This window comes from Nonomuraea sp. NPDC050691, assembly GCF_040654455.1.
Taxonomy (GTDB): domain Bacteria; phylum Actinomycetota; class Actinomycetes; order Streptosporangiales; family Streptosporangiaceae; genus Nonomuraea.
On record NZ_JBFAIA010000104.1, the window covers coordinates 1 to 20308 of the forward strand.

Annotated in this window: 17 protein-coding genes and 1 pseudogene; 2 read left to right on the forward strand and 16 right to left on the reverse strand. The window is 71.8% G+C overall.

Annotation, left to right across the window (positions count from 1 at the left end; translation table 11 throughout):
• The 5 genes and pseudogenes from AB0H81_RS29295 to AB0H81_RS29315 all read right to left on the reverse strand — a co-directional run.
• Nucleotides 1-301, reverse strand: a pseudogene (locus AB0H81_RS29295) (glycoside hydrolase family 127 protein); the annotation flags it as partial.
• Between the two features lie 7 nt (nt 302-308).
• Nucleotides 309-1115 carry a carbohydrate ABC transporter permease gene (locus AB0H81_RS29300; protein ID WP_358381015.1) on the reverse strand — a complete coding sequence of 269 codons (807 nt, stop codon included), beginning with the start codon at nt 1113-1115 and terminating at the stop codon, nt 309-311.
• Nucleotides 1112-2068, reverse strand: a complete 957-nt coding sequence (locus AB0H81_RS29305) for a sugar ABC transporter permease (RefSeq protein ID WP_358381017.1) — start codon at nt 2066-2068, stop codon at nt 1112-1114. Before AB0H81_RS29305 ends, AB0H81_RS29300 begins: the two co-directional genes overlap by 4 nt.
• Before the next feature lie 11 nt (nt 2069-2079).
• On the reverse strand, nt 2080-3351 hold the full coding sequence (locus AB0H81_RS29310) for an extracellular solute-binding protein (protein ID WP_358381019.1): 1272 nt from the start codon (nt 3349-3351) through the stop codon (nt 2080-2082).
• A 66-nt stretch (nt 3352-3417) separates the two neighbouring features.
• On the reverse strand, nt 3418-4461 hold the full coding sequence (locus tag AB0H81_RS29315; protein WP_358381021.1) for a LacI family DNA-binding transcriptional regulator: 1044 nt from the start codon (nt 4459-4461) through the stop codon (nt 3418-3420).
• Between the two features lie 473 nt (nt 4462-4934).
• Here AB0H81_RS29315 and AB0H81_RS29320 point away from each other — a divergent pair, with 473 nt between their 5' ends.
• Nucleotides 4935-8558 carry a LamG-like jellyroll fold domain-containing protein gene (locus AB0H81_RS29320; protein WP_358381023.1) on the forward strand — a complete coding sequence of 1208 codons (3624 nt, stop codon included), beginning with the start codon at nt 4935-4937 and terminating at the stop codon, nt 8556-8558.
• 48 nt (nt 8559-8606) lie between these two features.
• Here AB0H81_RS29320 and AB0H81_RS29325 read toward each other — a convergent pair whose 3' ends face one another.
• The 9 genes from AB0H81_RS29325 to AB0H81_RS29365 are packed head-to-tail and all read right to left on the reverse strand — an operon-like array spanning nt 8607 to nt 17830.
• Complete coding sequence (locus AB0H81_RS29325) at nt 8607-9503, reverse strand: glycosyltransferase family A protein (RefSeq protein WP_358381025.1); 897 nt, start codon at nt 9501-9503, stop codon at nt 8607-8609.
• The gene (locus AB0H81_RS29330) at nt 9503-10951 is read right to left on the reverse strand and encodes an oligosaccharide flippase family protein (RefSeq protein WP_358381027.1); all 1449 of its coding nucleotides are present in this window, start codon (nt 10949-10951) and stop codon (nt 9503-9505) included. Before AB0H81_RS29330 ends, AB0H81_RS29325 begins: the two co-directional genes overlap by 1 nt.
• 25 nt (nt 10952-10976) lie before the next feature.
• The gene (locus tag AB0H81_RS29335; RefSeq protein WP_358381029.1) at nt 10977-11969 is read right to left on the reverse strand and encodes a hypothetical protein; all 993 of its coding nucleotides are present in this window, start codon (nt 11967-11969) and stop codon (nt 10977-10979) included.
• Nucleotides 11966-13267, reverse strand: coding sequence for a DUF4910 domain-containing protein (locus AB0H81_RS29340; protein WP_358381031.1), 1302 nt, complete (start codon nt 13265-13267; stop codon nt 11966-11968). The genes AB0H81_RS29335 and AB0H81_RS29340 overlap by 4 nt, the downstream gene beginning before the upstream one ends.
• Nucleotides 13264-14283 carry an NAD(P)-dependent oxidoreductase gene (locus tag AB0H81_RS29345; protein WP_358381033.1) on the reverse strand — a complete coding sequence of 340 codons (1020 nt, stop codon included), beginning with the start codon at nt 14281-14283 and terminating at the stop codon, nt 13264-13266. The genes AB0H81_RS29340 and AB0H81_RS29345 overlap by 4 nt, the downstream gene beginning before the upstream one ends.
• Before the next feature lie 2 nt (nt 14284-14285).
• On the reverse strand, nt 14286-14936 hold the full coding sequence (locus AB0H81_RS29350; protein ID WP_358381035.1) for a PIG-L deacetylase family protein: 651 nt from the start codon (nt 14934-14936) through the stop codon (nt 14286-14288).
• Nucleotides 14933-15709 carry a glucose-1-phosphate cytidylyltransferase gene (locus AB0H81_RS29355; protein ID WP_358381037.1) on the reverse strand — a complete coding sequence of 259 codons (777 nt, stop codon included), beginning with the start codon at nt 15707-15709 and terminating at the stop codon, nt 14933-14935. Before AB0H81_RS29355 ends, AB0H81_RS29350 begins: the two co-directional genes overlap by 4 nt.
• On the reverse strand, nt 15706-16920 hold the full coding sequence (locus tag AB0H81_RS29360; protein WP_358381039.1) for a class I SAM-dependent methyltransferase: 1215 nt from the start codon (nt 16918-16920) through the stop codon (nt 15706-15708). The genes AB0H81_RS29355 and AB0H81_RS29360 overlap by 4 nt, the downstream gene beginning before the upstream one ends.
• A 1-nt stretch (nt 16921) precedes the next feature.
• The gene (locus AB0H81_RS29365; RefSeq protein WP_358381041.1) at nt 16922-17830 is read right to left on the reverse strand and encodes a hypothetical protein; all 909 of its coding nucleotides are present in this window, start codon (nt 17828-17830) and stop codon (nt 16922-16924) included.
• Between the two features lie 58 nt (nt 17831-17888).
• On the opposite strand from AB0H81_RS29365, the gene rfbC reads away from it, so the two are divergent.
• The gene (rfbC, locus tag AB0H81_RS29370; RefSeq protein ID WP_358381043.1) at nt 17889-18467 is read left to right on the forward strand and encodes a dTDP-4-dehydrorhamnose 3,5-epimerase; all 579 of its coding nucleotides are present in this window, start codon (nt 17889-17891) and stop codon (nt 18465-18467) included.
• On the opposite strand, the gene rfbD is transcribed toward rfbC, so the two are convergent.
• Nucleotides 18449-19333 (reverse strand): dTDP-4-dehydrorhamnose reductase, encoded by an 885-nt coding sequence (rfbD, locus tag AB0H81_RS29375; RefSeq protein WP_358381045.1) that lies wholly within the window; start codon nt 19331-19333, stop codon nt 18449-18451. The genes rfbC and rfbD overlap by 19 nt on opposite strands.
• On the reverse strand, nt 19330-20256 hold the full coding sequence (gene rfbB, locus AB0H81_RS29380) for a dTDP-glucose 4,6-dehydratase (protein ID WP_358381047.1): 927 nt from the start codon (nt 20254-20256) through the stop codon (nt 19330-19332). Before rfbB ends, rfbD begins: the two co-directional genes overlap by 4 nt.
• Nucleotides 20257-20308: the final 52 nt, after the last annotated feature.

Consider the following 20308-nt stretch of genomic DNA (forward strand, 5'->3'; position numbering starts at 1 on the left):
GGCCCGTCTCCCAGGCCAGGGCCTCCAGGAGCTTGTAGACCTCGGAGTCGGAGAACGACCAGCCGGGCCGGTCGGGCGAGGTCGTTCCGTCGGCGACGCGGTCGAAGTTGGCCAGCCAGCCGAGGCGCTCCATCCACGACTCGCAGTGGGCCAGCGTGGCCGCGGCGTTCACGGCCTGGCGGCCGCCCCAGAACCCGCCGGTGAGGGTGACCTGGCCGAGCCCGAGGGGACGTACCGGCCCGCTCGTGGGCAGCACGGGGACGGCGCGTGCGGTGGCCGGCGCCTGTGGTGTGGTCGTCACTGGGTGTTCAGTCCTTTACTGCGCCGGCGGTGACCCCGGCGGCGATGTAGCGCTGCGCGAGAACGAGGAGGAAGGCGGCCGGGACGGACGCGATCACCGCGGTCGCCATGATCGAGTTCCACTGGGTGGTGTTGTTGCCGATGTAGCGGAAGATGCCGAGGGTGATCGGGATCGTGTCGCTGCTGCGGTTGAGCGTCGAGGCGAAGATGAAGTCCGACCAGGCCCAGAGGAACGCGAAGAGCGAGACCGTGATCACCGAGTTGCGGCTCAGCGGCAGGACGATGGACCGGAACGTGCGCCAGGTGCCCGCCCCGTCGATCTGCGCCGCGGCCATGATCTCCCGGGGGATGCCCGCCATGAACGCCCGGAACAGGAGCACCGCGAACGGCACGGCCAGCGTCGAGTCGGCGACGATCAGCCCCGCGACGGTGTTCAGCATCCCGAGCCTGATGTAGATCGCGTAGAAGCCCATGGCCATGACGACGGCCGGGATCATCTGCGCGACGAGCAGCAGGAAGTCCATCGCGCCGGCGCCGCGCGGCAGCAGCTTGGCCAGCGAGTACCCCGCCGGCAGAGCCACCAGCAGGGTGATGGCGACGGTCCCGAGGCCGATGAACAGGCTGGTGGCCAGGGCGGGAAGCTGCTGGCCGAGCGCCGCCGCGTACCCCTCAAACGTGGGGTTCCAGGGGAACCAGTGGGGCGGGTCGGCCCGCATGTCGCCGGTCCTGGTGAGGGAGACGTTGACCATCCAGTAGGCGGGGAAGAGCATCACCCCGACGAGGACGACACCTACCGCGGTCCGCCATCTAGTCACGAGAAGCCCTCCTTCCGCTGGAGACGTACGTGGAGGAGGCCCGCGGCGAAGGCGATGAGGATGAGGATGTTGCCGACGGCCGCCGCCGGGGAGAAGTCGGGCTGTCCCGTGCCGAACGCCTCGCGGTAGGACCAGATGGCCAGCGTCGCCGACGCGTCCGCGGGCCCGCCCCTCGTCATGATCCAGATGATGTCGACGACCTTGAGCGTGTAGATGAGGCCGAGCAGCAGCGTGATCGCCGACACCGGACGCAGCAGGGGAAAGGTGATGCGCCAGAACCGCTGCCAGGCGTTCGCCCCGTCCAGGCCGGCGGCCTCGTAGAGGGAGGCCGGGATGTTCTGCAGCCCGGCGTAGAGGATCACCAGGTTGAACGGGATCCCGAGCCAGATGTTGGCGACCGTGACGGACAACAGCGCGGTGCCCGGCGACGTGAGCCAGTTGATCTGGCCGATCCCGAACGCCTGGAGGAACGCGTTGACGATGCCGTTGTCGCTGTTGAGCATCCACGACCAGGTCGAGGCCGACACGATCAGCGGCAGCAGCCACGGCACGAGGAACATCGCCCGCAGCACCGCGGAGAGCCGGAAGCCGCGGTGGAAGAAGACCGCGAGCGCCAGGCCGAGCGCGTACTGGAAGGCGATGGACACCAGCGTGAACAGGGCCGTGTTGCGCAGGGCCGAGAGGAAGGCGTCGTCCGACAGGACGGCGCGGTAGTTGGCCAGGCCGGTGAACTCGGGGTCGCCCTGCACGAACGCGCGCGGCGTGTAGTCGTGCACGCTGAGCTCGATGTTGCGGTACAGCGGATAGGCGTAGAAGACGAGCAGGTAGACGAGGAGCGGCGCGAGGAAGGCGAGGGCCGTCCACCGCCCGGAGCGCCGGCGGCCGGGGGCGGAGCTCACCTTCGCCGCCGGCCTGCCGGTGGTCGCGACCGTGTCGGTGCGGGTGAATGCCATCGGAGGTCCGCTCAGCCGCCTGTGGCCTGCTTGGCCTTGGCCTGCGCTTCCTTGAGCGCCTCGGCGGGCGCGGCCGAGCCGCTCAGCGCCTTCTGCACCGCCGTCCACAGGGCCTCGGAGATCTTGGGGTACTTGGTGCCGAGGTTGTCGCTGGTGCGACCCTTTGCCGACTTGACGGCCTCGACCCACGGCTTCAGGCTCGGCTCCTTGGCGAGGATCGCCTGCTGCCCCTCGGCGGTGGACGGGATGTAGTAGGCGAACGTCGTGCCCGTCTCGACCAGGCCCTCGGGCGTGGTCATGCACTCGACGATCTTCTTGGTGGCGGTGTAGCGCTTGGTGTCCTTCTGCACCGGGACCGTGATGAACTCGCCGCCCGTCGGGGTGGGGGCGGCGCCGCCGTCCTTGGCGGGGATCTGCACGATGCCCGTGGGGAAGCCCGCCTTCGCGGCGCTGTTGATCTGCCAGGTGCCGTTCTCGGCGAAGCCGAACTCGCCGGTGAGGAACTCCTCCCAGGAGGTGTTCTGCGAGTTGCTCATCACCGAGTTGGGGGCGAGGCCGTCCTTGACCCAGGAGTTCCAGAGGGTCAGCGCCTCGGCCGCCTGCGGCGAGTCCAGCTCGGTGAGCTGCGCGCCGGCGCCCCAGAACCACGGCAGGAACTGGAAGGAGCCCTCCTCCGTGCCGATGGCCGCCAAGGTGATCGGCTTCTTGCCCGCGGCCTTGATCTTCTTCAGCGCCGTGCCGAGCGAGGCCCAGTCCTTGATCGAGGCCGGGTCGACGCCGGCGGCGTCGAGGATCTTCTTGTTGTAGTACAGCGCGAGCGTGTTCGCGCCGATGGGGATGCCGTAGGTCTTGCCGTCGAGTTCGCCGGCGGCGATGAGGTTCTTGTCGAACCTGGCCGTGTCCAGGCCGAACTCGTCCATCGTGGCGAGCATCCCCGCGTCGGCGAGGGTGGAGACGGCCGGGTTGTCGAGCAGGATGACGTCGGGGGCGTTGCCCTCCTGGCCCGCGAGCAGGGCCTGGTTCGTCAGCGCCGTGGTGTCGTAGGCGGTGCGCTTGATGGTGACGCCGGCCTGCTTGCCGCAGGAGTCCACCCGCTTGGCCCAGGCGGAGGAGGCGTCGTGCTGGGGGTACGGGTCCCACCACGTGTAGGTGGTCGCGTCGGCGGCGGGGGCGGCGGTACCGGTGCCGGGGGTAGGCGCGGACGCGCAGGCGGTCAGGGCGGACAGGCTCAGGACGGCGGTTCCGAAGACCGCGGCCCGGGCGGAGAACGATGTACGGTTCACCCGAATCCTCCAGGTGTTAGCGCTAACAGCAAGCGCCTCGGATAGTTCTGTGGCGTTCGCCCGGTCCTAGCGGACGCGCGGACGCGTGTGGGGCTCTCTCGGGGGTGTGGTGCTTCCGTGGGACACCAGTTCGGGAGAGATGAAGCGCACGACGAACGGCTCGCGACGGGCCTCCGCCGACTCCACGCGGCGCACGAGCTGGCGCACCGCCATGGAGCCGAGGCGGTCGGGTGCGCTCTCGACGAACGAATAGGGCAGGGAGAAGGCAGCGGCGAACTCGGCGGAGTAGCGCCCGATGACCGACAGGTCCTCGGGCACCCGCAGCCCTCGCTCGTGGGTGACGGAGGGCAGCGCCGCGGCGGCCGCCTCATTGTTGATCAGCAGGCCGGTGGCCGACGGGTAGGTGTCCAGCAGCGTGTGGAGCAGGCGCCCGACGGCCGGCTGCCGGGACTCGCCGTACACGGTGTGCAGCGTGACGCCGCACTGGCGCGCCCGTTCCAGCGCGGCGTCCCTGAGACGCCACACGTACGCGCCGCCCCGCTCGACCACGTGCTCCGGTTGCGAGATCAGGATCAGCTCGCGGTGGCCGAGCCGGTGGAGGTGGTCCACCATGGCCCGTCCGGCCTCCTCGAAGTCGAGATCGAACACGTCGATCCCCGAGCAGTCGCCCGGCAGGCCGACCGTGGCGCCCGGTTGGGACGCGGCCCGCAGGATGGGCAGCCTCGGGTCGTCCTGCGCGATGTTCATCAGGACGACGCCGTCCACCATGCGGGAGTCGGTGATGCGCCGCAGCGCCCGCGCGCCGTCCTCGTCCGTGACCAGCAGCGTGTCGTAGCCGAGGTCGCGGGCGGTGTCGGTGACTCCCTGGATGTACTGCATCATCGCGGGGGCGAACTCGTCCGTGTAGAAGCGCGCGAGCAGAGCGAGGACCTTGGTCCGGGATGTGGCCAGGGCCCGCGCGCCGGCGTTCGGCGTGTAGGCGAGCGCCTCGGCCGCCGCGAGGACGCGCCGGCGCACCTCCTCCGAGATGGGCCGCTTGCCCGACAGCGCGTACGACGCCGTGCTGCGGCTGACGCCGGCCTCCCGGGCCACGTCCCCGATCGTCGCCATTCTCACCTCCTTGGTCATCGAACCGGTTCGATTACTGTGACAGCCGACTCCCTGGACCGTCTCCCGGATGCCGGGGCGAGGGACGCCTGTCCTCGGCGTTCGCAGGTCGCGCCAGGCCGGGGCTCGGCACCGTCCCGGCAGGCGACCACCTGCGGACCCTCGCGTCCGGCGAACCGGTTCAACGATGTGCTTGACTGTCGCCCAGGCTCGGACGTGCGTCAAGAGCCGGTAACGCTCGAAACCGAATCGTGACATGCGGGCAAACAGGAGCCCAACGCCCGGGAAGATCGCCCGAGGACGGAGCATTGACGCGCCGAGTCGCCGCCGCGTAACCTGCGCGAAACCCGCGTTGCGCAGCCGCTCACTCTCCCGGCACGAATCTGTTAACGCTCACATAGTGGTGAACAGGGACGGCACTCCCTCCAGCACCAGGTGACCCATCGCCATTAAGACGATCACCTAGGGAAGTCGTGATGACACCGACGAGCATCACCAAGGCCGCGCGAGCCGGGCTCCTCCCGGCCGTCCTCACCCTCGCGTTATCCACAGGAGTCTCGGACGCCATGGCCACCGCCGACCCGCCCGCTCCCGCCCTCGTGTACGACTTCGACACCGACGACCTCGCCTCCGGCACCATCGCCGACAGGTCCGGCAACGGCCTGGACGGCACCCTGGTCAACGGCTCCACGGCGGCCCTGGTGGCCGGCGCGGGCGGCGGCCGCGCCCTGAGCCTGCCCGGCGGGGCCGCCGACTCCGGCGGCGCCTACGTGAAACTGCCCCTGGCCGTGCTGAAGGACCGGACCGACCTGACCGTGTCGGCGCGGGTGAAGTGGGACGGCACCACCGCCCCCTGGCAGTGGATCTACGCGCTCGGCAAGGACACCGGCCGCTACCTGTTCAGCACGCCCTACAACGGCGACGGTCTCCTGCGCACCGCGATCACCACCTCGGGCGGCGGCGGAGAGGCCCAGGTCACGGGCTCGGCCCGGCTGCCGGCCGACGGCTGGAAGACACTGACGGTCACCCTCGACACCGGCGCGAAGCGCATCACCACCTACCTCGACGGCGCCGCCGTCTCCTCGACGACCACCACCGTGACCGCCGCGCAGCTCGTCGACGCCGCCACGACCTCCGCGGGCTTCATCGGCCGCTCGTTCTACCCGGACCCGCTGTTCGACGGCGCGATCGACGACTTCCGCGTCTACCCCGCCGCGCTGTCCGCCGAGCAGGTGGCCGCCGTCTTCGGCGGCGAGCCTCCCGCCCCGACGGGCCTGTCCCAGGACGCCTTCGCGGTGCGGACGACCATCGGCGAGGCGCCGGCCCTGCCGGCCGCGGTCCGCGCCTCCTTCTCCGACGGCTACGACCGCGACCTGCCCGTCACGTGGGACGCCGTGGACCCCGCGAAGTACGCCGTCGCGGGTTCCTTCACCGTGAAGGGCACGGCCGGCGGGCGCTCCGTCACGGCCGCGGTCACGGTGATCCGCGAGGGCCAGCTCGTCATCGACCTCGGCAAGGACACCGGCGCCTTCCACGGCGGCGCGTCGGGCACCCTCTACGGCCTCTACGGGCCCGGAGTGCCGACGAACAACCTGATCGAGGGCATGCGCCTGCGCACCGTCTCGACCAAGGCGCAGGACGGCCCCCAGCATCCCGGCGCCGACGCGCTGGAGGTGGTCAGGCCGCTGGCCGACAGCACCGACGGCGACGTGTACATCTACATGACCGACATCCACCGGGGCTTCCCGTACGAATGGCCGGGCGGCACGCCGCAGGAGAAGCTCGACCTGTACAAGAAGAAGATCGAGAAGCAGGTCGACCAGGTCCTCCAGCTCGACCCGAAATATCAGGACAACATCGTCTTCGTGCCGTTCAACGAGCCCGAGGGCAACATGTTCGGCACCGGCAAGTGGAGCTACAACGGGGTGAGCTGGCTCAGCGACCCGCGTGACTACTTCCGGGCCTGGGACGACGCCTACAAGATCATCAAGGGGAGGATGCCGGAGGCCAGGATCGCCGGCCCCAACACCAGCGTGCTGTACGGCCAGGTGAAGGGCTACCTGGAGCACGTCGTCGAGGCGGGCACCGTCCCCGACGTGATGACCTGGCACGAGCTCAGCCACCCGGAGCAGGTGCGCGCGAGCGTCAAGCGCTACCGCGAGATGGAGGCCGAGGTCTTCGCCGGCACCGAGTACGCGGGCAGGAAACTGCCGATCAACGTCAACGAGTACGCCTTCAACTACCACACCTCGGTGCCGGGACAGATGATCCAGTGGGTGTCGGCCATCGAGGAGTCGAAGATCGACGCCGACATCGCGTACTGGAACATCGACGGCAACCTGTCCGACTCCGCCGTGCAGGCCAACCGGGGCAACGGCCAGTGGTGGCTCTACAACGCCTACGGCGGCATGACCGGGCACACCGTGGCGGTCACGCCGCCCTACCCCGGCCAGAACTACACCCTCCAGGGCGTCGCGACCCTCGACCCCGCCAAGAAGCAGGCCCGCGCGATCATCGGCGGCGCCGACGGCGCCGGGCACATCCGCTTCGAGAACGTCCCCGCCGGGCTGTTCGGCCGCGCCGTGCACGCCTGGGTGCGGGAGATCCCGTGGACCGGCCAGGTCGGCGACTCGCCGCAGCCGAAGCTGCTCGCCGAGCGTGACGTCGCCGTCAAGGACGGGGCGGCGGTCCTCGACTTCGGCGACGGCCTGCCCCGGCTCAAGGAGTCGTCGGCGTACGAGATCGTCATCACCCCGGCCGGCAAGGGCACGGCGACCTCCCCCGTCACCGAGCTGTGGGAGGGCTCGTACGAGGCGGAGGACGCGAAGTACACCGGCACCGGCTACAGCCGCAACGGGCCCGAGGGCTCCCCGTCGGACGTGTCGAAGTTCTACACCTCCGGCCGGTACGACGTCGGCGGGCTGCGCACCGGCTCCGACGGCGTGCTCGACTTCACCGTCGAGGTCCCGAAGGCGGGCCGCTACGACCTGAGCGTCTTCGCCAACTCCCTCAACACCTTCGACCGGGTGCGCGAGCAGGGGCCGACCAACGTCTTCCTGCGCGTGGACGGGGACTCCGAGCGGGAGCTGTTCCTGCCGCTCGGCTACAAGTGGGTGGTGTGGGACCACGCGGACACCACCGTGGAGCTCTCCGCAGGCAAGCACGTCATCTCGCTGGCGGCCCGGAGCCTCGACGGCGCCCGGACCACCAAGGGCGACGCGATCATCGACCGGATCCGGCTCTCGCTGCCGAACCCGGCGGCGGCCGTCTCCACCTACCCGGCCGAGCTCGCCGACCTCCACGGGGCCCGCCTGTCCTACGACGTACGGGAGAGCACGGGCTCCGGCGTGGCCGAGGTCCGCAAGGGCCAGTCGGTCACCTTCTGGGTCTACTCCGCCAGGGACGCCGCGGCCACGCTCGACCTCCGGCTCCTCGGCTCCGGCAAGTCCGTGATGGCCGTCAACGGCGTGGAGGTGATGGAGGCCCGGCGCGGAGCCTCGACCGTGGCGGTGTCGATGTCCGGCGGCGTCAACAAGGTCACGGTCACCGGCAGGACCGGCACGTCGCTCGTCGACCGCCTCGACGTCCGGCCGACCCCCGACGCGCTGCCCGCCACCTCCTACCAGGCGGAGGCCGCCCTGCTCGCCGGGACGGCCAAGGCGTCGCCGCTCTCCCTGGCCGACGGCGAGGCCGCGGTGACCGGCGTCGGCGGCACGCCCGGCAACGCCAACACGCTCACGTTCACGGTCCGGGCGGACAAGGACGGCACGTACGCCATGCGCGTCCGCTACTCCAACCCTGAGCAGTCGCCCGCGACGCACTACAACCCCGACCCGCTCGCCAGACACGCGGACGTCTCGGTGAACGGCGCCGCCCCGCAACGCGTGCTGTTCCCCCACACCTTCCACGAGAACGACTTCTGGGAGCTCACCGTACCGGTGACGCTGAAGAAGGGGGACAACACGGTGCGGTTCGGCTCCGAGGAGCTGCCGAACTTCGACGGCACGACCTACGCGTCGCAGACCTTCCCGGGCGTGCTCCTCCGCTCGCAGTACGCCCCGGTGATCGACCGGATCACGGTGGCCCCGTTGAGCAGGTGACGGCCTCGTCCTCAGCCCGCGTCCCGTTCGTCGGGCGCGGGCGGGGACCTACGGGTGGCGGCCGACGAGCGCGGCGCCCAGGCCGGCGAGCTTGCGGCCCCGCCGGACGGCGACCGTGCCGTGCCGCCGCACGTACATCCGCGCCACCAGCGCGCGGCCCCTGCGGCGCTGGGCGGGGGTCAGCCCGACCTCGCCGAGCGCCCGCAGCAGCTCCTTGCACTGGATCAGCGTGGAGACGCGCACGTGCCAGGCCGGCGCGCCGAGCTTGCGGGCGATGTCGGCCAGACGCTGCGGCTCCCAGTCGCGCCCGGCCAGGACGTCGGGCACGTGCCCCCACGGGCCGGCCAGCGCCATCCGGGCGGCGAAGATCTCGTCCTCGCGCAGCAGGGCGGGCCCCCGGTTGACGGCCATGACGCGGGTGCGGCGCATCAGCGCGTAGAGCGGGTCCATGGCGAACGGGTCCTCGTTGAGCATCCGCAGCGACTCGGCGAAGCGGTCCACGGGGTCGCCCGACAGGTAGCCGGTCCCCGTGTACGGCGCCGTCCGCGTCGTGCCGTCCGGGCCGGTGTACGCCTGCTGGGTGGTCACCAGGAGCAGCCGCTCGTCCCGGGCGAAGATCTCCAGGCAGCGGGAGACGTAGTCGGGCGCCAGCCAGTTGTCGTCGCCGGCCCACCGGTAGAACTCGCCCCGCGAGCGGCGGATGGCGTCGCTGAAGTTGGGGAGCTGCCCGATGTTCCGCGGCTGGCGGTGGTAGACGATCCGCGCGTCGGTGGCGGCCCAGTCGCGGCAGACCTCCTCGGTGCGGTCGGTGGAGGCGTTGTCGCAGATGACCAGCTCGATGTTGCGGTGGTCCTGGGCCAGGATCGAGGTGATCGCCTTCTCCACCCGGTCGGCGCCGTTGTAGACGGGCAGCCCCACAGAGACCAGCGTGTCGTCGAATGCCATCAGGCGCTCCTTCTCGCGAGCTTGTGCATCGTGGCGCCAGGCACCGCGACGAGGACGAACAGCAGCAGCCCAGCGCCCCCGGCGACGACCAGCCGCACGAGGGCGGGACCGCCCGCGGTCAGCCCGTCCAGGACGAGCATCAGCGCGCCCGCGGCGACCGCCGCCGCGGCGGGCCGGACCAGCGCCGGCAGCGCGGGCCTCACGCGTACGCCCACCCGGTGCAGCAGGAACAGCGCGAACGGGAACGCGACGAACGCGGCGACCAGCGCGTGCGCGACGGCGGCGCCCCTGATGCCGCCCAGGTGCGCCCCGGCCATCAGCGCGGGCAGCAGCGCGGCGGCCCACACGAGGTTGAGCCAGACCGTGGTCCTGGTGGCGCCCAGCCCGGTCAGGATGTCCACGGCCAGGAACGAGATGAGCATCCGCACCACCATGAGCACGGCCAGCCAGCGCAGCACGCCCGCCGAGAAGTCCCACCGCTCGCCGTACAGGAACGAGATGAGGGGGTGGGCGAGGACGGCCATGACCAGCGCGGGCGGCAGCACGAAGGTCACCATCACGGGCACGGACCTGCGCACGCCCTCCGACAGCGCCGCCGGGTCCTCGGCGAGGCGGGAGAAGCTGGGTAAGGAGACGTAGCGCAGCGCCGTGCCGATGATCCCCGGCACCCAGCTCGACACGTTGAACGCCAGCAGGTAGTAGCCGAGCTGCTCGGCCCCGAGCACGTTGCCGACCACGACGTAGTCGGCGTTCATGAGGACGGCCTCCAGCCCGAAGCCGAGGGCCGACGGGATGCCGAAGCGCAGCAGCCGGCCCGCCACCTCCCGGTCGAGCCCGAGCCGGACCGGGACCCGGCCCCACACGAAGATCAGCACCCCGGTCACCACCGACGCGGCGACCTGTCCCCAGGCGAAGCTGTAGGCGCCCGCCCCGCGCAGCGCCAGCGTGATCGCCACGGCCGCGTTCGCCACGAACCCGATCATGATGGCGAGGGTCAGCTTGTCCTGGTCGAAACGGCGCAGCAGCGCGGCGCTGCGGACCGCGGTGAACGCCTCGATGAGGATGATCGAGGTGAGCAGCCGGACCACGCCCGTGGCGTCCTCGTTGCCGGCCATCCGGGCGAAGACGGGGGCGAACCCCCAGAAGAGGCCGTACAGGCCGGTGGCGAACACGAAGCTCAGCACGGTGGCCGTGGGCGCCATGTCCTCCAGGCGGCCCCGCCACTGCACGGTGGCCGCCTGGATGCCCACGTCCTTGACGTGCATGACGAGCTGCGTCGCCGCCAGCGCCACGGCGTACGTGCCGAAGTCGTCGGCCGCGAGCACGCGCGCCAGCACCAGCCCCATCGCGAACGACCCGGCCCTCGTGACGAGGTTGCCGAGGATGCTCCAGCGCAGCCCACGCCCGGCTCGGGCGCCGATCTCGTCGACGCGCTGTGTCTCGTCCATCCGTGCCTTTCCGATGGGGGTGCTGTCAGGGGGTCACGCGTTCGAGCCAGATCTCCCGCCAGAACGGCACGAACTCGCGCGGGCAGTTGAGGCTGTGCACCCCCTGGCACACCACGTTCTCCAGCGTGATGCAGGGGGACTTCATCGTGAGCATGCGGCCGGAGCGCTCGTCGATGCACCGCTCGACGCGGGCCTGGACGCGCACCACCTTGCCGCAGTAGCGCGCCATCTCCTCCTCGAAGCCGAGGCCGCGGTTGAGCATGTCCTCGTTGAGGGTGGCGAGGATCTCGGCCTGCGACTTGACCCGGACGAGCTCCCCCGGCTTGAGGTCGAGGGTGCCCGTGGGGGTGCGTCCGCGCAGCCCCGGCCGCAGGAACCCCCACCTGCGTCCCTCGCGGAACCACAGCCGCTCCGGCAGGAGGCGCTTGCCGGCCGCCTGGAACCGGTTGAAGATCCCGATGAGCAGGGCGTGCACCGTGCGGGCCGGTCCCACGTTGCCTGAGCGCACGTCGGTGACGTACTGGCCGAGGCTGCGCACCGGCAGGCAGACCGGGGCGGCGCGCAGCAGCTCGGTGGCCTGGCACGCGTACCGCTCCTCGTCCTCCTGGGAGCCGCCCCCCTCCGGGGCGGGCTTGCGGGTGTTGACCTCCAGCAGCGGCAGAAGCCGTCCGTCGCGCGCGGCCGTCCGCGCCTCCGGGAACGCCTCGCCGCCGCTCCCGACCCGCTTCAGCCACGCCTCCTTCCAGTACAGCGAGCAGGCCGTCTGGCAGCCGCCGTGCGCCGAGCCGTCGCAGCGCGCCCCCACCAGGTGCACCGCGCGCTCCATCCGGCGCAGCCCGCTGCGGGTCTGCGTGTCGCACAGCTTGTGCGCGACCTTGTGGACGGTCATCCGGCGGCCGCAGAACGCCAGCATCTCCGGCATGAACGGCAGCCCGTCGAGCTCGCCGCGCTCGTCCAGCGTGGCGAGGATCTCGGCTTCGCCGCGTACCTCCACCACGTCCCCGACCCTGAAATTCAACCCGTCTCCTTCACCAGTCCGGCAGTGGCCAGCGCCCGCGCGGCGGCCTCGACCGCCTCGAAGGGCAGCGCTGATCGTTCGGCGATGTCGAGCAGGCTGTGGTCCCCGTCGGACAGGTTCAACACCCATAACATCGCCATCTGAGCCTGTTTCGTGTCACTTCTCCCGCCGAGAGATCCGTAGAGGCCGCGCCGGCCGAGCTGCGGCTCGCCGTACGGGCTGAGGTTGAGGTACGTGCGCTCGCCCTCCAGGACCCCGACGGCCCGCCACAGGACGTCCAGGGTGTCGGCCATGGCCTGTGGCGTGACGAAGGCGGGGTCGTCGGCCGAGGTGTGGTACTCCGGGTAGCCCGCGTACGGGGTCCTGGTGAGGCCGCCGAACGGCAGGTTGAAACCCGGCGAGCAGAACTGCCGCTCGTCGTAGCCGTACGGCGAGAAGTCCAGCACCGTGTGCGGCCGGTCCCTGAGCACGTGGGTGACGGCCCGGTCGATGCCGGCGTCGCCGCGCCTGCTGCGCTTGTACGTCAGCGGCCCCCGGTCGCCCGCGCAGGCCAGCGTGAGCCCGTGCCGGACGAGGCCGGCGCGGTCCCGGTTGAGCGCCAGCCAGGTGATCGCGCCGATCGTCCCCGGCATGAACAGGAACCGGTAGGTGTACCGGCGCGTCCCCATCGCGGCCAGCCGGCCGGCCAGGGCCGTGGCCACCGCGACGCCGGCCAGGTTGTCGTTGGCCAGCGACGGGTGGCAGACGTGGCAGGAGATCACGACCTCGTCGGGCAGCTCGCCGGGCAGCACGTGCTCGGCGATGGTCAGCGACCCGTCGGCGAGGGAGGAGTCGACGAGCACCTCATACGGCCCGTCGCCGAGCCCGTCCAGGGCGTCCTGGCTGAGGCAGAACCCCCACGTCTCGGCGTAGTAGCTGGTGCGGTAGGGCACCAGGGACGGCTGCTCCGGCAGCGTGTGCAGGCGCGGGCGCAGCTCCTCCAGCGTGAACACGCCGGAGACCGGCACGCTGTAGCCGACGACGTGCAGGTTGGAGGCGCGAAAGTCGATCACCCGCCGGCCGGAGGCGTCCTTGACGTAGGCGTCGCGGATGTTCCACTCCTTCGGCACGGTCCAGTCGAGCACCTGCGTGCCCGTCGGCACCTCGGTCACGGTCAGCGGCAGCCGCTCCCCGATGACGCCGAGCGTCTCCCGGACGCCGTCACCGGTGATGCTGCGACAGATCGGGTAGAGCCGCTCCACCAGGGCATGCATCTCTTCGGGCGCCATGTCCTGGGGTGTCATGTCCTGGGGTGTCATGGGCGCAGCTCGGCGGAGATCTCACCCGCGTCGCGGCGGTCCGACAGCCGGGCCAGGCGCGTGTAACGCCGCTCGAAGGCGTGCCGGGTCAGCCCGTGCGTGCGGTAGGCGTCCACCAGCTCGGCCGCGCCCTCCTTGACCGTCCAGCGGGCCTCGTAGCCGGGCAGCGCCTGCCGCACGCGGGAGAAGTCCACCCGGTACGAGCGCGGATCGCTGCCGGTCTCGCCGGTGATGAGCAGCGTGGAGCCGGGCACCGCCTCGACGACCTCGGCGGCGATCTCGGCGACCGTCACGTTGTTGCGCTCGGTGCCCACGTTGAACGCCCGGGCGTGGACGGCCTCGCGGGGCGCGGTGAGCGCGCGCAGGAACGCCTCGGCGATGTCCCGGGCGTGGACCAGCGGCCGCCACGGGGTGCCGTCGGACAGCACCCGCACCTCGCCGCTGAGGTGGGCGTGGCCCACCAGGTTGTTGAGCACGATGTCGGCGCGCGGCCGGGGCGAGTGGCCGAAGGCGGTCGCGTTGCGCAGGAACACCGGCGAGAAGTCGTCGTCGGCCAGCTCCAGCAGGTCGTCCTCCACCCGTACCTTCGACTCCGCGTACGGCGTGACGGGCCGCAGCGGCGCGTCCTCGTCCACCAGGTCGTCGCCGCCGGAGGCGCCGTAGACCGAACAGGTGGAGGCGTACAGGAACCGTTTCGCCCCGGCGTCCCTGGCCAGGCGGGCCAGCCGTACGGACGCGTGGTGGTTGATGGCGTAGGTCAGCTCGGGCGCCAGCGACCCGAGCGGGTCGTTCGACAGCGCCGCGAGGTGGACGACGGCGTCCACGCCGTCGAGCAGCTCCGGGGTCACGTCCCGCAGGTCCACCGCGTGGGCGGGCGGTTCCTCCGGTACGGGCCCGAGCACGCAGTCGGCGAACAGCCCCGAGTCGAGGCCGACCACCTGGTGCCCAGCGCCGCGCAGCACGGGGGTCATGACGCTGCCCAGGTAGCCTTGGTGGCCGGTCAGCAGGATCCGCACAGTCAGTCTCCAGCCAGGTCGAGGGTGAGCTTGCGGGTGTGGAACGCCTCGGCGTAGCGGGCGCCGCACTCGACGCCGCGCACGCGGGCCAGCCCGAGGAACGCCTCCCGGTCGTACCAGGAGCGCCGCCGCTGCGACGGGTAGTGCCGCTCCAGCAGGTCGGCCTTGGCCTCGGCCGTCCGGGGCTCCAGCGGCTGGTAGACCGAGGGGCGGCCGAGGTCGCCGTCCCATTTGACGATCTCGTAGCCGAGCGTGAGGTGGTCGCGGAAGACGGTCGGCACCAGCTCGGCCAGGCCGCGGTGGTCCTGGTGCGCGTCGCCCCGCCACGGGGCGAGGATCAGGTCGGGGCTCGTCTCGCCGCGCAGATCCTCCAGCGCGTCCTTGGCCTGCTCCCAGTACGACGGCAACCGCCCGTCGGGGATCTTGAGCACCGTGACGGCCAGGTCGGCGCCGGGGCAGAACGCGGCCAGCGCGGCCCGCTCCTCGTCCTCCCGCCCGGTGCCGCCGCCCGACAGCACGAGCGCGTCCACCCGCACGCCGGGCCGCGCCGCGCAGAGCGTCAGCAGCGTGCCGCCCGCGCCGATGGGGATGTCGTCGCAGTGCGCGCCCAGGGCGACGACCCGGGTCAGGGCGCCCGGCCGGAGTCCCCTCATGCTTCCCACAGGGCCCACGGCCGCTCGCCCCGCTCCCAGGAGCGGTCGAGCTCCAGCCGCTGGTTGACGGTGTCGCTGGGCCGCCAGTAGCCGCGGTGCCGGTAGGCCAGCAGCCGGCCGCGCTTGGCCAGCTCGGCGCAGCCGTCGGCCACCAGGTCGCCGTTCTCCGGGATGTGGTCGAAGATCTCCTGGCGCAGCACGAAGAAGCCCCCGTTGACCCAGAGCGGCATCGCACTGACCGGGGTGATGGCGCCGACGACGTTCGCCTCGGTGACGTCCACCACGTGGAAGGTGTTGGTGGGCGGGACGACCATCATCGACGCGCCCGCGTCGGCGGCGGTGAAGCGGCGGATCATGTCGGCCAGCGGCGCGTCGGTCAGCACGTCGGCGTAGTTGGCGAGGAACATCTCCTCGCCGTCGAGGTGGTCGCGCACCCGGCGCAGGCGCTCGCCGATGGGCGAGTCGACGCCCGTGTCCACCAGGGAGATCGACCAGCCGGAGATGTCGGTGGACAGCAGCTCCACGCGGCCGTCGCGCAGCACGAAGTCGTTGGAGGCCGTCTCCCGGTAGCCGAGGAAGAAGTCCTTGATGTGCTGGGCGCCGTAGCCCAGGCACAGGACGAACTCCTTGTGCCCGAAGTGCGCGTAGTAGCGCATCACGTGCCAGACCAGCGGGCGCGGGCCGACGAGCTGCATGGGCTTGGGCAGGTCGCCGCCGGGGACCTCGCTGCGCATCCGGGTGCCCCGCCCGCCGCAGAACAGGACGACCTTCACGACACCACCTCCAGCTCGGGGATCGGGAAGACCAGCCGGCCGCCCCACTCGCGGACGTAGGAGAGCTGCTCGACCAGCTCGTCACGCAGGTTCCACGGCAGCACCAGCACGTAGTCGGGCCGGTCGGCCGCGATCCGCTCCGGCGGCAGCACCGGGATGCGCGAGCCGGGCGTGAACCGGCCGTGCTTGTACGGGTTGCGGTCCACGGTGTACGGCAGCAGGTCGGGCCGGATGCCGCAGTGGTTGAGCAGCGTGTTGCCCTTGCCCGGGGCGCCGTAGCCGGCGACCGTGCGGCCCGCCTCGGCCGCGTCGACCAGGAAGCGCAGCAGGTCGCGCCGGACCTTCGCCACGCGCGCCGCGAAGTCGTGGTAGCCGGACAGCTCGTGCAGCCCGGCGGCCTTCTCCATGGCCAGCGCGTCGGTCACCCGGTAGGAGGGCGTGGCCGACGGGTCCGGCACCGCCCACAGCCGGATCGAGCCGCCGTGCGTGGGCAGCAGCTCCACGTCCACCAGCGTCAGGCCGCCGCTCGCCAGCGCCCTGCGGGCCGAGGCGACCGTGTAGTACTGGAAGTGCTCGTGGTAGATCGTGTCCCACTGGTTGAGCTCCATGAGCGTCAGCAGGTGCTGCACCTCGACGGAGACCCGCCCGTCGTCGGCCACCAGGGCGCGCAGCCCCCGGGTGAAGCCGATGACGTCCGGGATGTGGGCGTACACGTTGTTGGCGACGACCAGGTCGGCCGGCCCGTGCTCCTCGCGGACCCGGCGGCCGGTCTCCTCCGTGAGGAACGCGGTGAGCGTCGGCACCCCGGCGTCCCGCGCGGCCTGGCCGACGTTGGCCGACGGCTCGATGCCGAGGCAGCGCACGCCGCGCTCCACCACGTGCCGCAGCAGGTAGCCGTCGTTGCTGGCCACCTCCACCACGAACGCGCCGGGCTGTGGGTCCTGCTCCTCGACGAAGCGCCGCGCGTGCTCCACCCACGAGGTCGAGTAGGAGGAGAAGTACGCGTACTCGGTGAACGTCTGCTCGGGCGTGATGAGCGGCGGGAGCTGCGCGAGCCAGCACTCGGTGCAGACCCGCAGGTGCAGCGGGTAGGTGGTCTCGGGCTCGTCGAGCTGGCCGGCCGTGAGGAACGACTCGCACGGCGGCGTCGCGCCGAGGTCCACGACCCCGGCCAGGCCGGTGGAGCCGCACAAGCGGCAGGTGGCGGCCACGTCAGCTCACCCCGGCGAGGGCACGGGTCTCGGCCTCGGCCTCGTAGGCCGCCGCGAGCTCCTCGGGCATCGGCGTGAGGCCGGCGCACCTGGTGAAGTCACGCAGCGTGGTGCCCGTGCAGCGGGCGTCCACGTTCAGCGCCCCCCTGCGCTCGCGCACGTCGCCCAGGTGCACGGTGCGGAAGTCGATGCTGAAGCGGGTCCGGCCGGAGGTGTTGGGCACCGTCGAGTGCAGGTGGGCGCCGGAGAACATGAGCACGCCGCCCGGCTCCGGAACGACCCGGATCTGCGGGTCGAGGTCGATCTCCTCCTCCGGCCGCGGCTGCACGCGGGTGTCGCTGCGCACGTGCTCGGCGGCGCTCCGCCTGCTCGTCCGGTTCCACTCCCCGTAGTCGTAGGCCGCGCTGCCGTTCCGGACCGGCGCGTCGAAGTAGCGGGGGTGGAAGGCCATCACGTTCTCCGCCACCACCCCGAAGACCGGGATCCACCAGTTGACCTGGTTGAACGGGGCGGAGTACCAGCAGTCGCGGTGCGGGTGGAAGGCGTACGAGATGCCCGAGACCAGGTAGTCGTCGGAGGTGGAGGTGCGTAAGCGGGGCACGTCGAAGTACGTCAGCGACGGGTCGCAGCCGCGCTCCTCGATGAGCGCGGGCACCAGTTCCTTGCACCGGGGATGGTGGATGAAGCGCGGCTTCAGCTCGGCCAGCAGCCGGGCGAAGTCCTCCACGGGCATGTCGTGCTGCGCGGTCTCCGGGTCGCGCGGACCGAACGCGTCGGCGACCAGTTCCCGGGCGAAGCGCACCAGCTCCGTGGCCGCCGGCGAGGCGGAGTAGACGAACAGGTCACCCCGGAACACCAGCTCGCGGCGCCGGTCGTCGGTCGCCGTGCTGTTGGAGAGGACGGCCGTCATGTGAAGATCCCTTTCTCGCGGTCTAGGTAAGGGGGCCGGGCCGTGGCATCCTGCGATCATGGATGCCCTCTCGGTCGAAGGGGCGTGGCTGCACACGCCGCGCGTCCACGCCGACCTCCGTGGCTCGTTCTTCGAGGCGTTCCGCACGGCCGGGCTGCCGCACCCCCTGGAGGCGGCGCAGGTCAACTGCTCGGTCTCGCGCCGGGGCGTGGTCCGCGGCGTGCACTTCGCGGCCGTGCCGCCCGGCCAGGCCAAGTACGTGCTGTGCGTGGCCGGCGCCGTGCTGGACGTGGTGGTGGATCTGCGGACCGGCTCGCCCGGGTTCGGCCGCTGGGAGGCGGTGCGGATGGACGACGAGACGCCCCGGGCCATGCTCATCTCCGAAGGGCTCGGCCACGCGTTCATGGCGCTGAGCGAGCGGGCCACGGTCCTCTACCTGTGCTCGCAGCCGTACAACCCGGGGCGCGAGCACGCCGTCCACCCCTTCGACCCGGCGCTCGGGATCGCCTGGCCCGGCGAGGTGGAGCCGGTGCTGTCGGAGAAGGACGCCGCGGCGCCCACCCTCGCCCAGGCGGAGGCCGCGGGGTTGCTGCCGGACTACGAGGAGTGCGCGAAGTTCTACGCGACGCTGCACTGAGGACCCGCCTCCCCCACCTGGGCCGGGGTCCTCGGCAGTTCACCGGTCAGCGCGGGCCACGCGGCGCGTAACGCCTCCCGCCAGTGGCGGATCGGCGCGCACCGGGTGTGGGCGAGCACGCTGTTGCCCGGCCGGGCCGCCGGGCGGGGGTAGGCGCTGCTCGGCACCGGGCGCACCAGACCGGGATCGGCGCCGCACAGGGCGTACACCTCCCGGGCCAGGCCCCACCAGGTGGTCTCCCCCGCGCTGGTGCCGTGGTAGACGCCGGGCGGCAGGCCGGAGCGCGCCAGCCGCAGCACGAACACGGCGAGGTCGGCGGCCCACGTCGGCTGGCCGCGCTGGTCGTCCACCACGTCCGCGGCCGTGCCCGCGCGGGCCAGCCGGGTCATCGTGCGCACGAAGTTGGGGCCCGAAGCGCCGTACAGCCAGGCGGTGCGCACCACGTGGTGGCCCCGCTCCAGCGCGGCGCGCTCCCCGGCGAGCTTGGTGCGGCCGTAGGCGTTCAGCGGGCGCGTCGGCGCGTCCTCCCGGTACGGCTCGCGGCTCGTGCCGTCGAAGACGTAGTCGGTGGAGATGTGCACCAGCCGGGCCCCGCCCGCCGAGCAGGCGTCGGCCAGCGTCGCCACCGCGTGCCCGTTGACCTCCAGCGCCTCGGCCTCGCGCGTCTCGGCGTCGTCCACGGCCGTCCAGCCGGCGCAGTTGACGACGACGCCGGGGCGGCAGGCGGCCACCATGTCGCGCACCGCGCGCCGGTCGGTCACGTCCAGCTCGGAGCGGCCCAGCGCGAGCACCGGCTCGCCCGACGCCACGGCCGCGCGTAAGACGTCGGCGGCGAGCATGCCGCCGCCCGTGATCAGCCACCTCACGCGCCCTCCCACCAGTCGCGGTGGGCGGCGTACCACTCGACGGTCTCCTTGAGCCCCCGGTCGAAGGGGACGCGCGGGCGGTAGCCGAGCGCCCGCAGCCGCGTGTCGTCCAGGGAGTAGCGGCGGTCGTGGCCCTTGCGGTCGGCGACCGGCTCGACCATGTCCCAGCCGGCGCCGCACGCCTCCAGCAGGCGCCCGGTCAGCTCGCGGTTGGTCAGCTCGGCGGTGCCCGCGACGTGGTAGACCTCGCCCCGCTCGCCCTTCTCCGCGACCAGGTCGATGCCGGCGCAGTGGTCCTCGGCGTGGATCCAGTCGCGCACGTTCAGCCCGTCGCCGTAGAGCGGCACCTTCCTGCCGCGCAGCAGGTTGGTGACGAACAGCGGGATGATCTTTTCGGGGTACTGCCGGGGCCCGTAGTTGTTGCCGCACCGGGTGATCGACACGTCGAGGCCGTGGGTGACGGCGTACGCGCGGGCGATCAGGTCACCGCCCGCCTTGGACGCGGCGTACGGGGAACGCGGCTGGAGCGGCGCGGACTCGTCCCAGGAGCCACTGTCGATCGTGCCGTACACCTCGTCGGTCGAGACGTGCACGACCCGCGGCACGCCGGCGTCGAGGCACGCCTGCATGAGCGTCTGCGTGCCGAGCACGTTGGTGCGGACGAACTCGGCGGCACCCTCGATCGAGCGGTCCACGTGCGACTCGGCGGCGAAGTTCACCACCAGGTCGTGGCCCGGCACCACCTCGGCCAGCAGCCTGGCATCGCATATGTCGCCGTGGACGAACGTGTGCCGGACGCCGTCCAGGTTCGCCCGGCGGCCCGCGTACGTGAGCTTGTCCAGCACGGTCACGTCGTCGCCGCCGTGCGAGCGGACGAAGTGCGAGCCGATGAAACCGGCGCCGCCGGTGACGAGGATTCTCATCGGTCACCTCTGGGGAGAGCGCCGCCTTCAGGCGGAGTGGGAATGTGCTCAG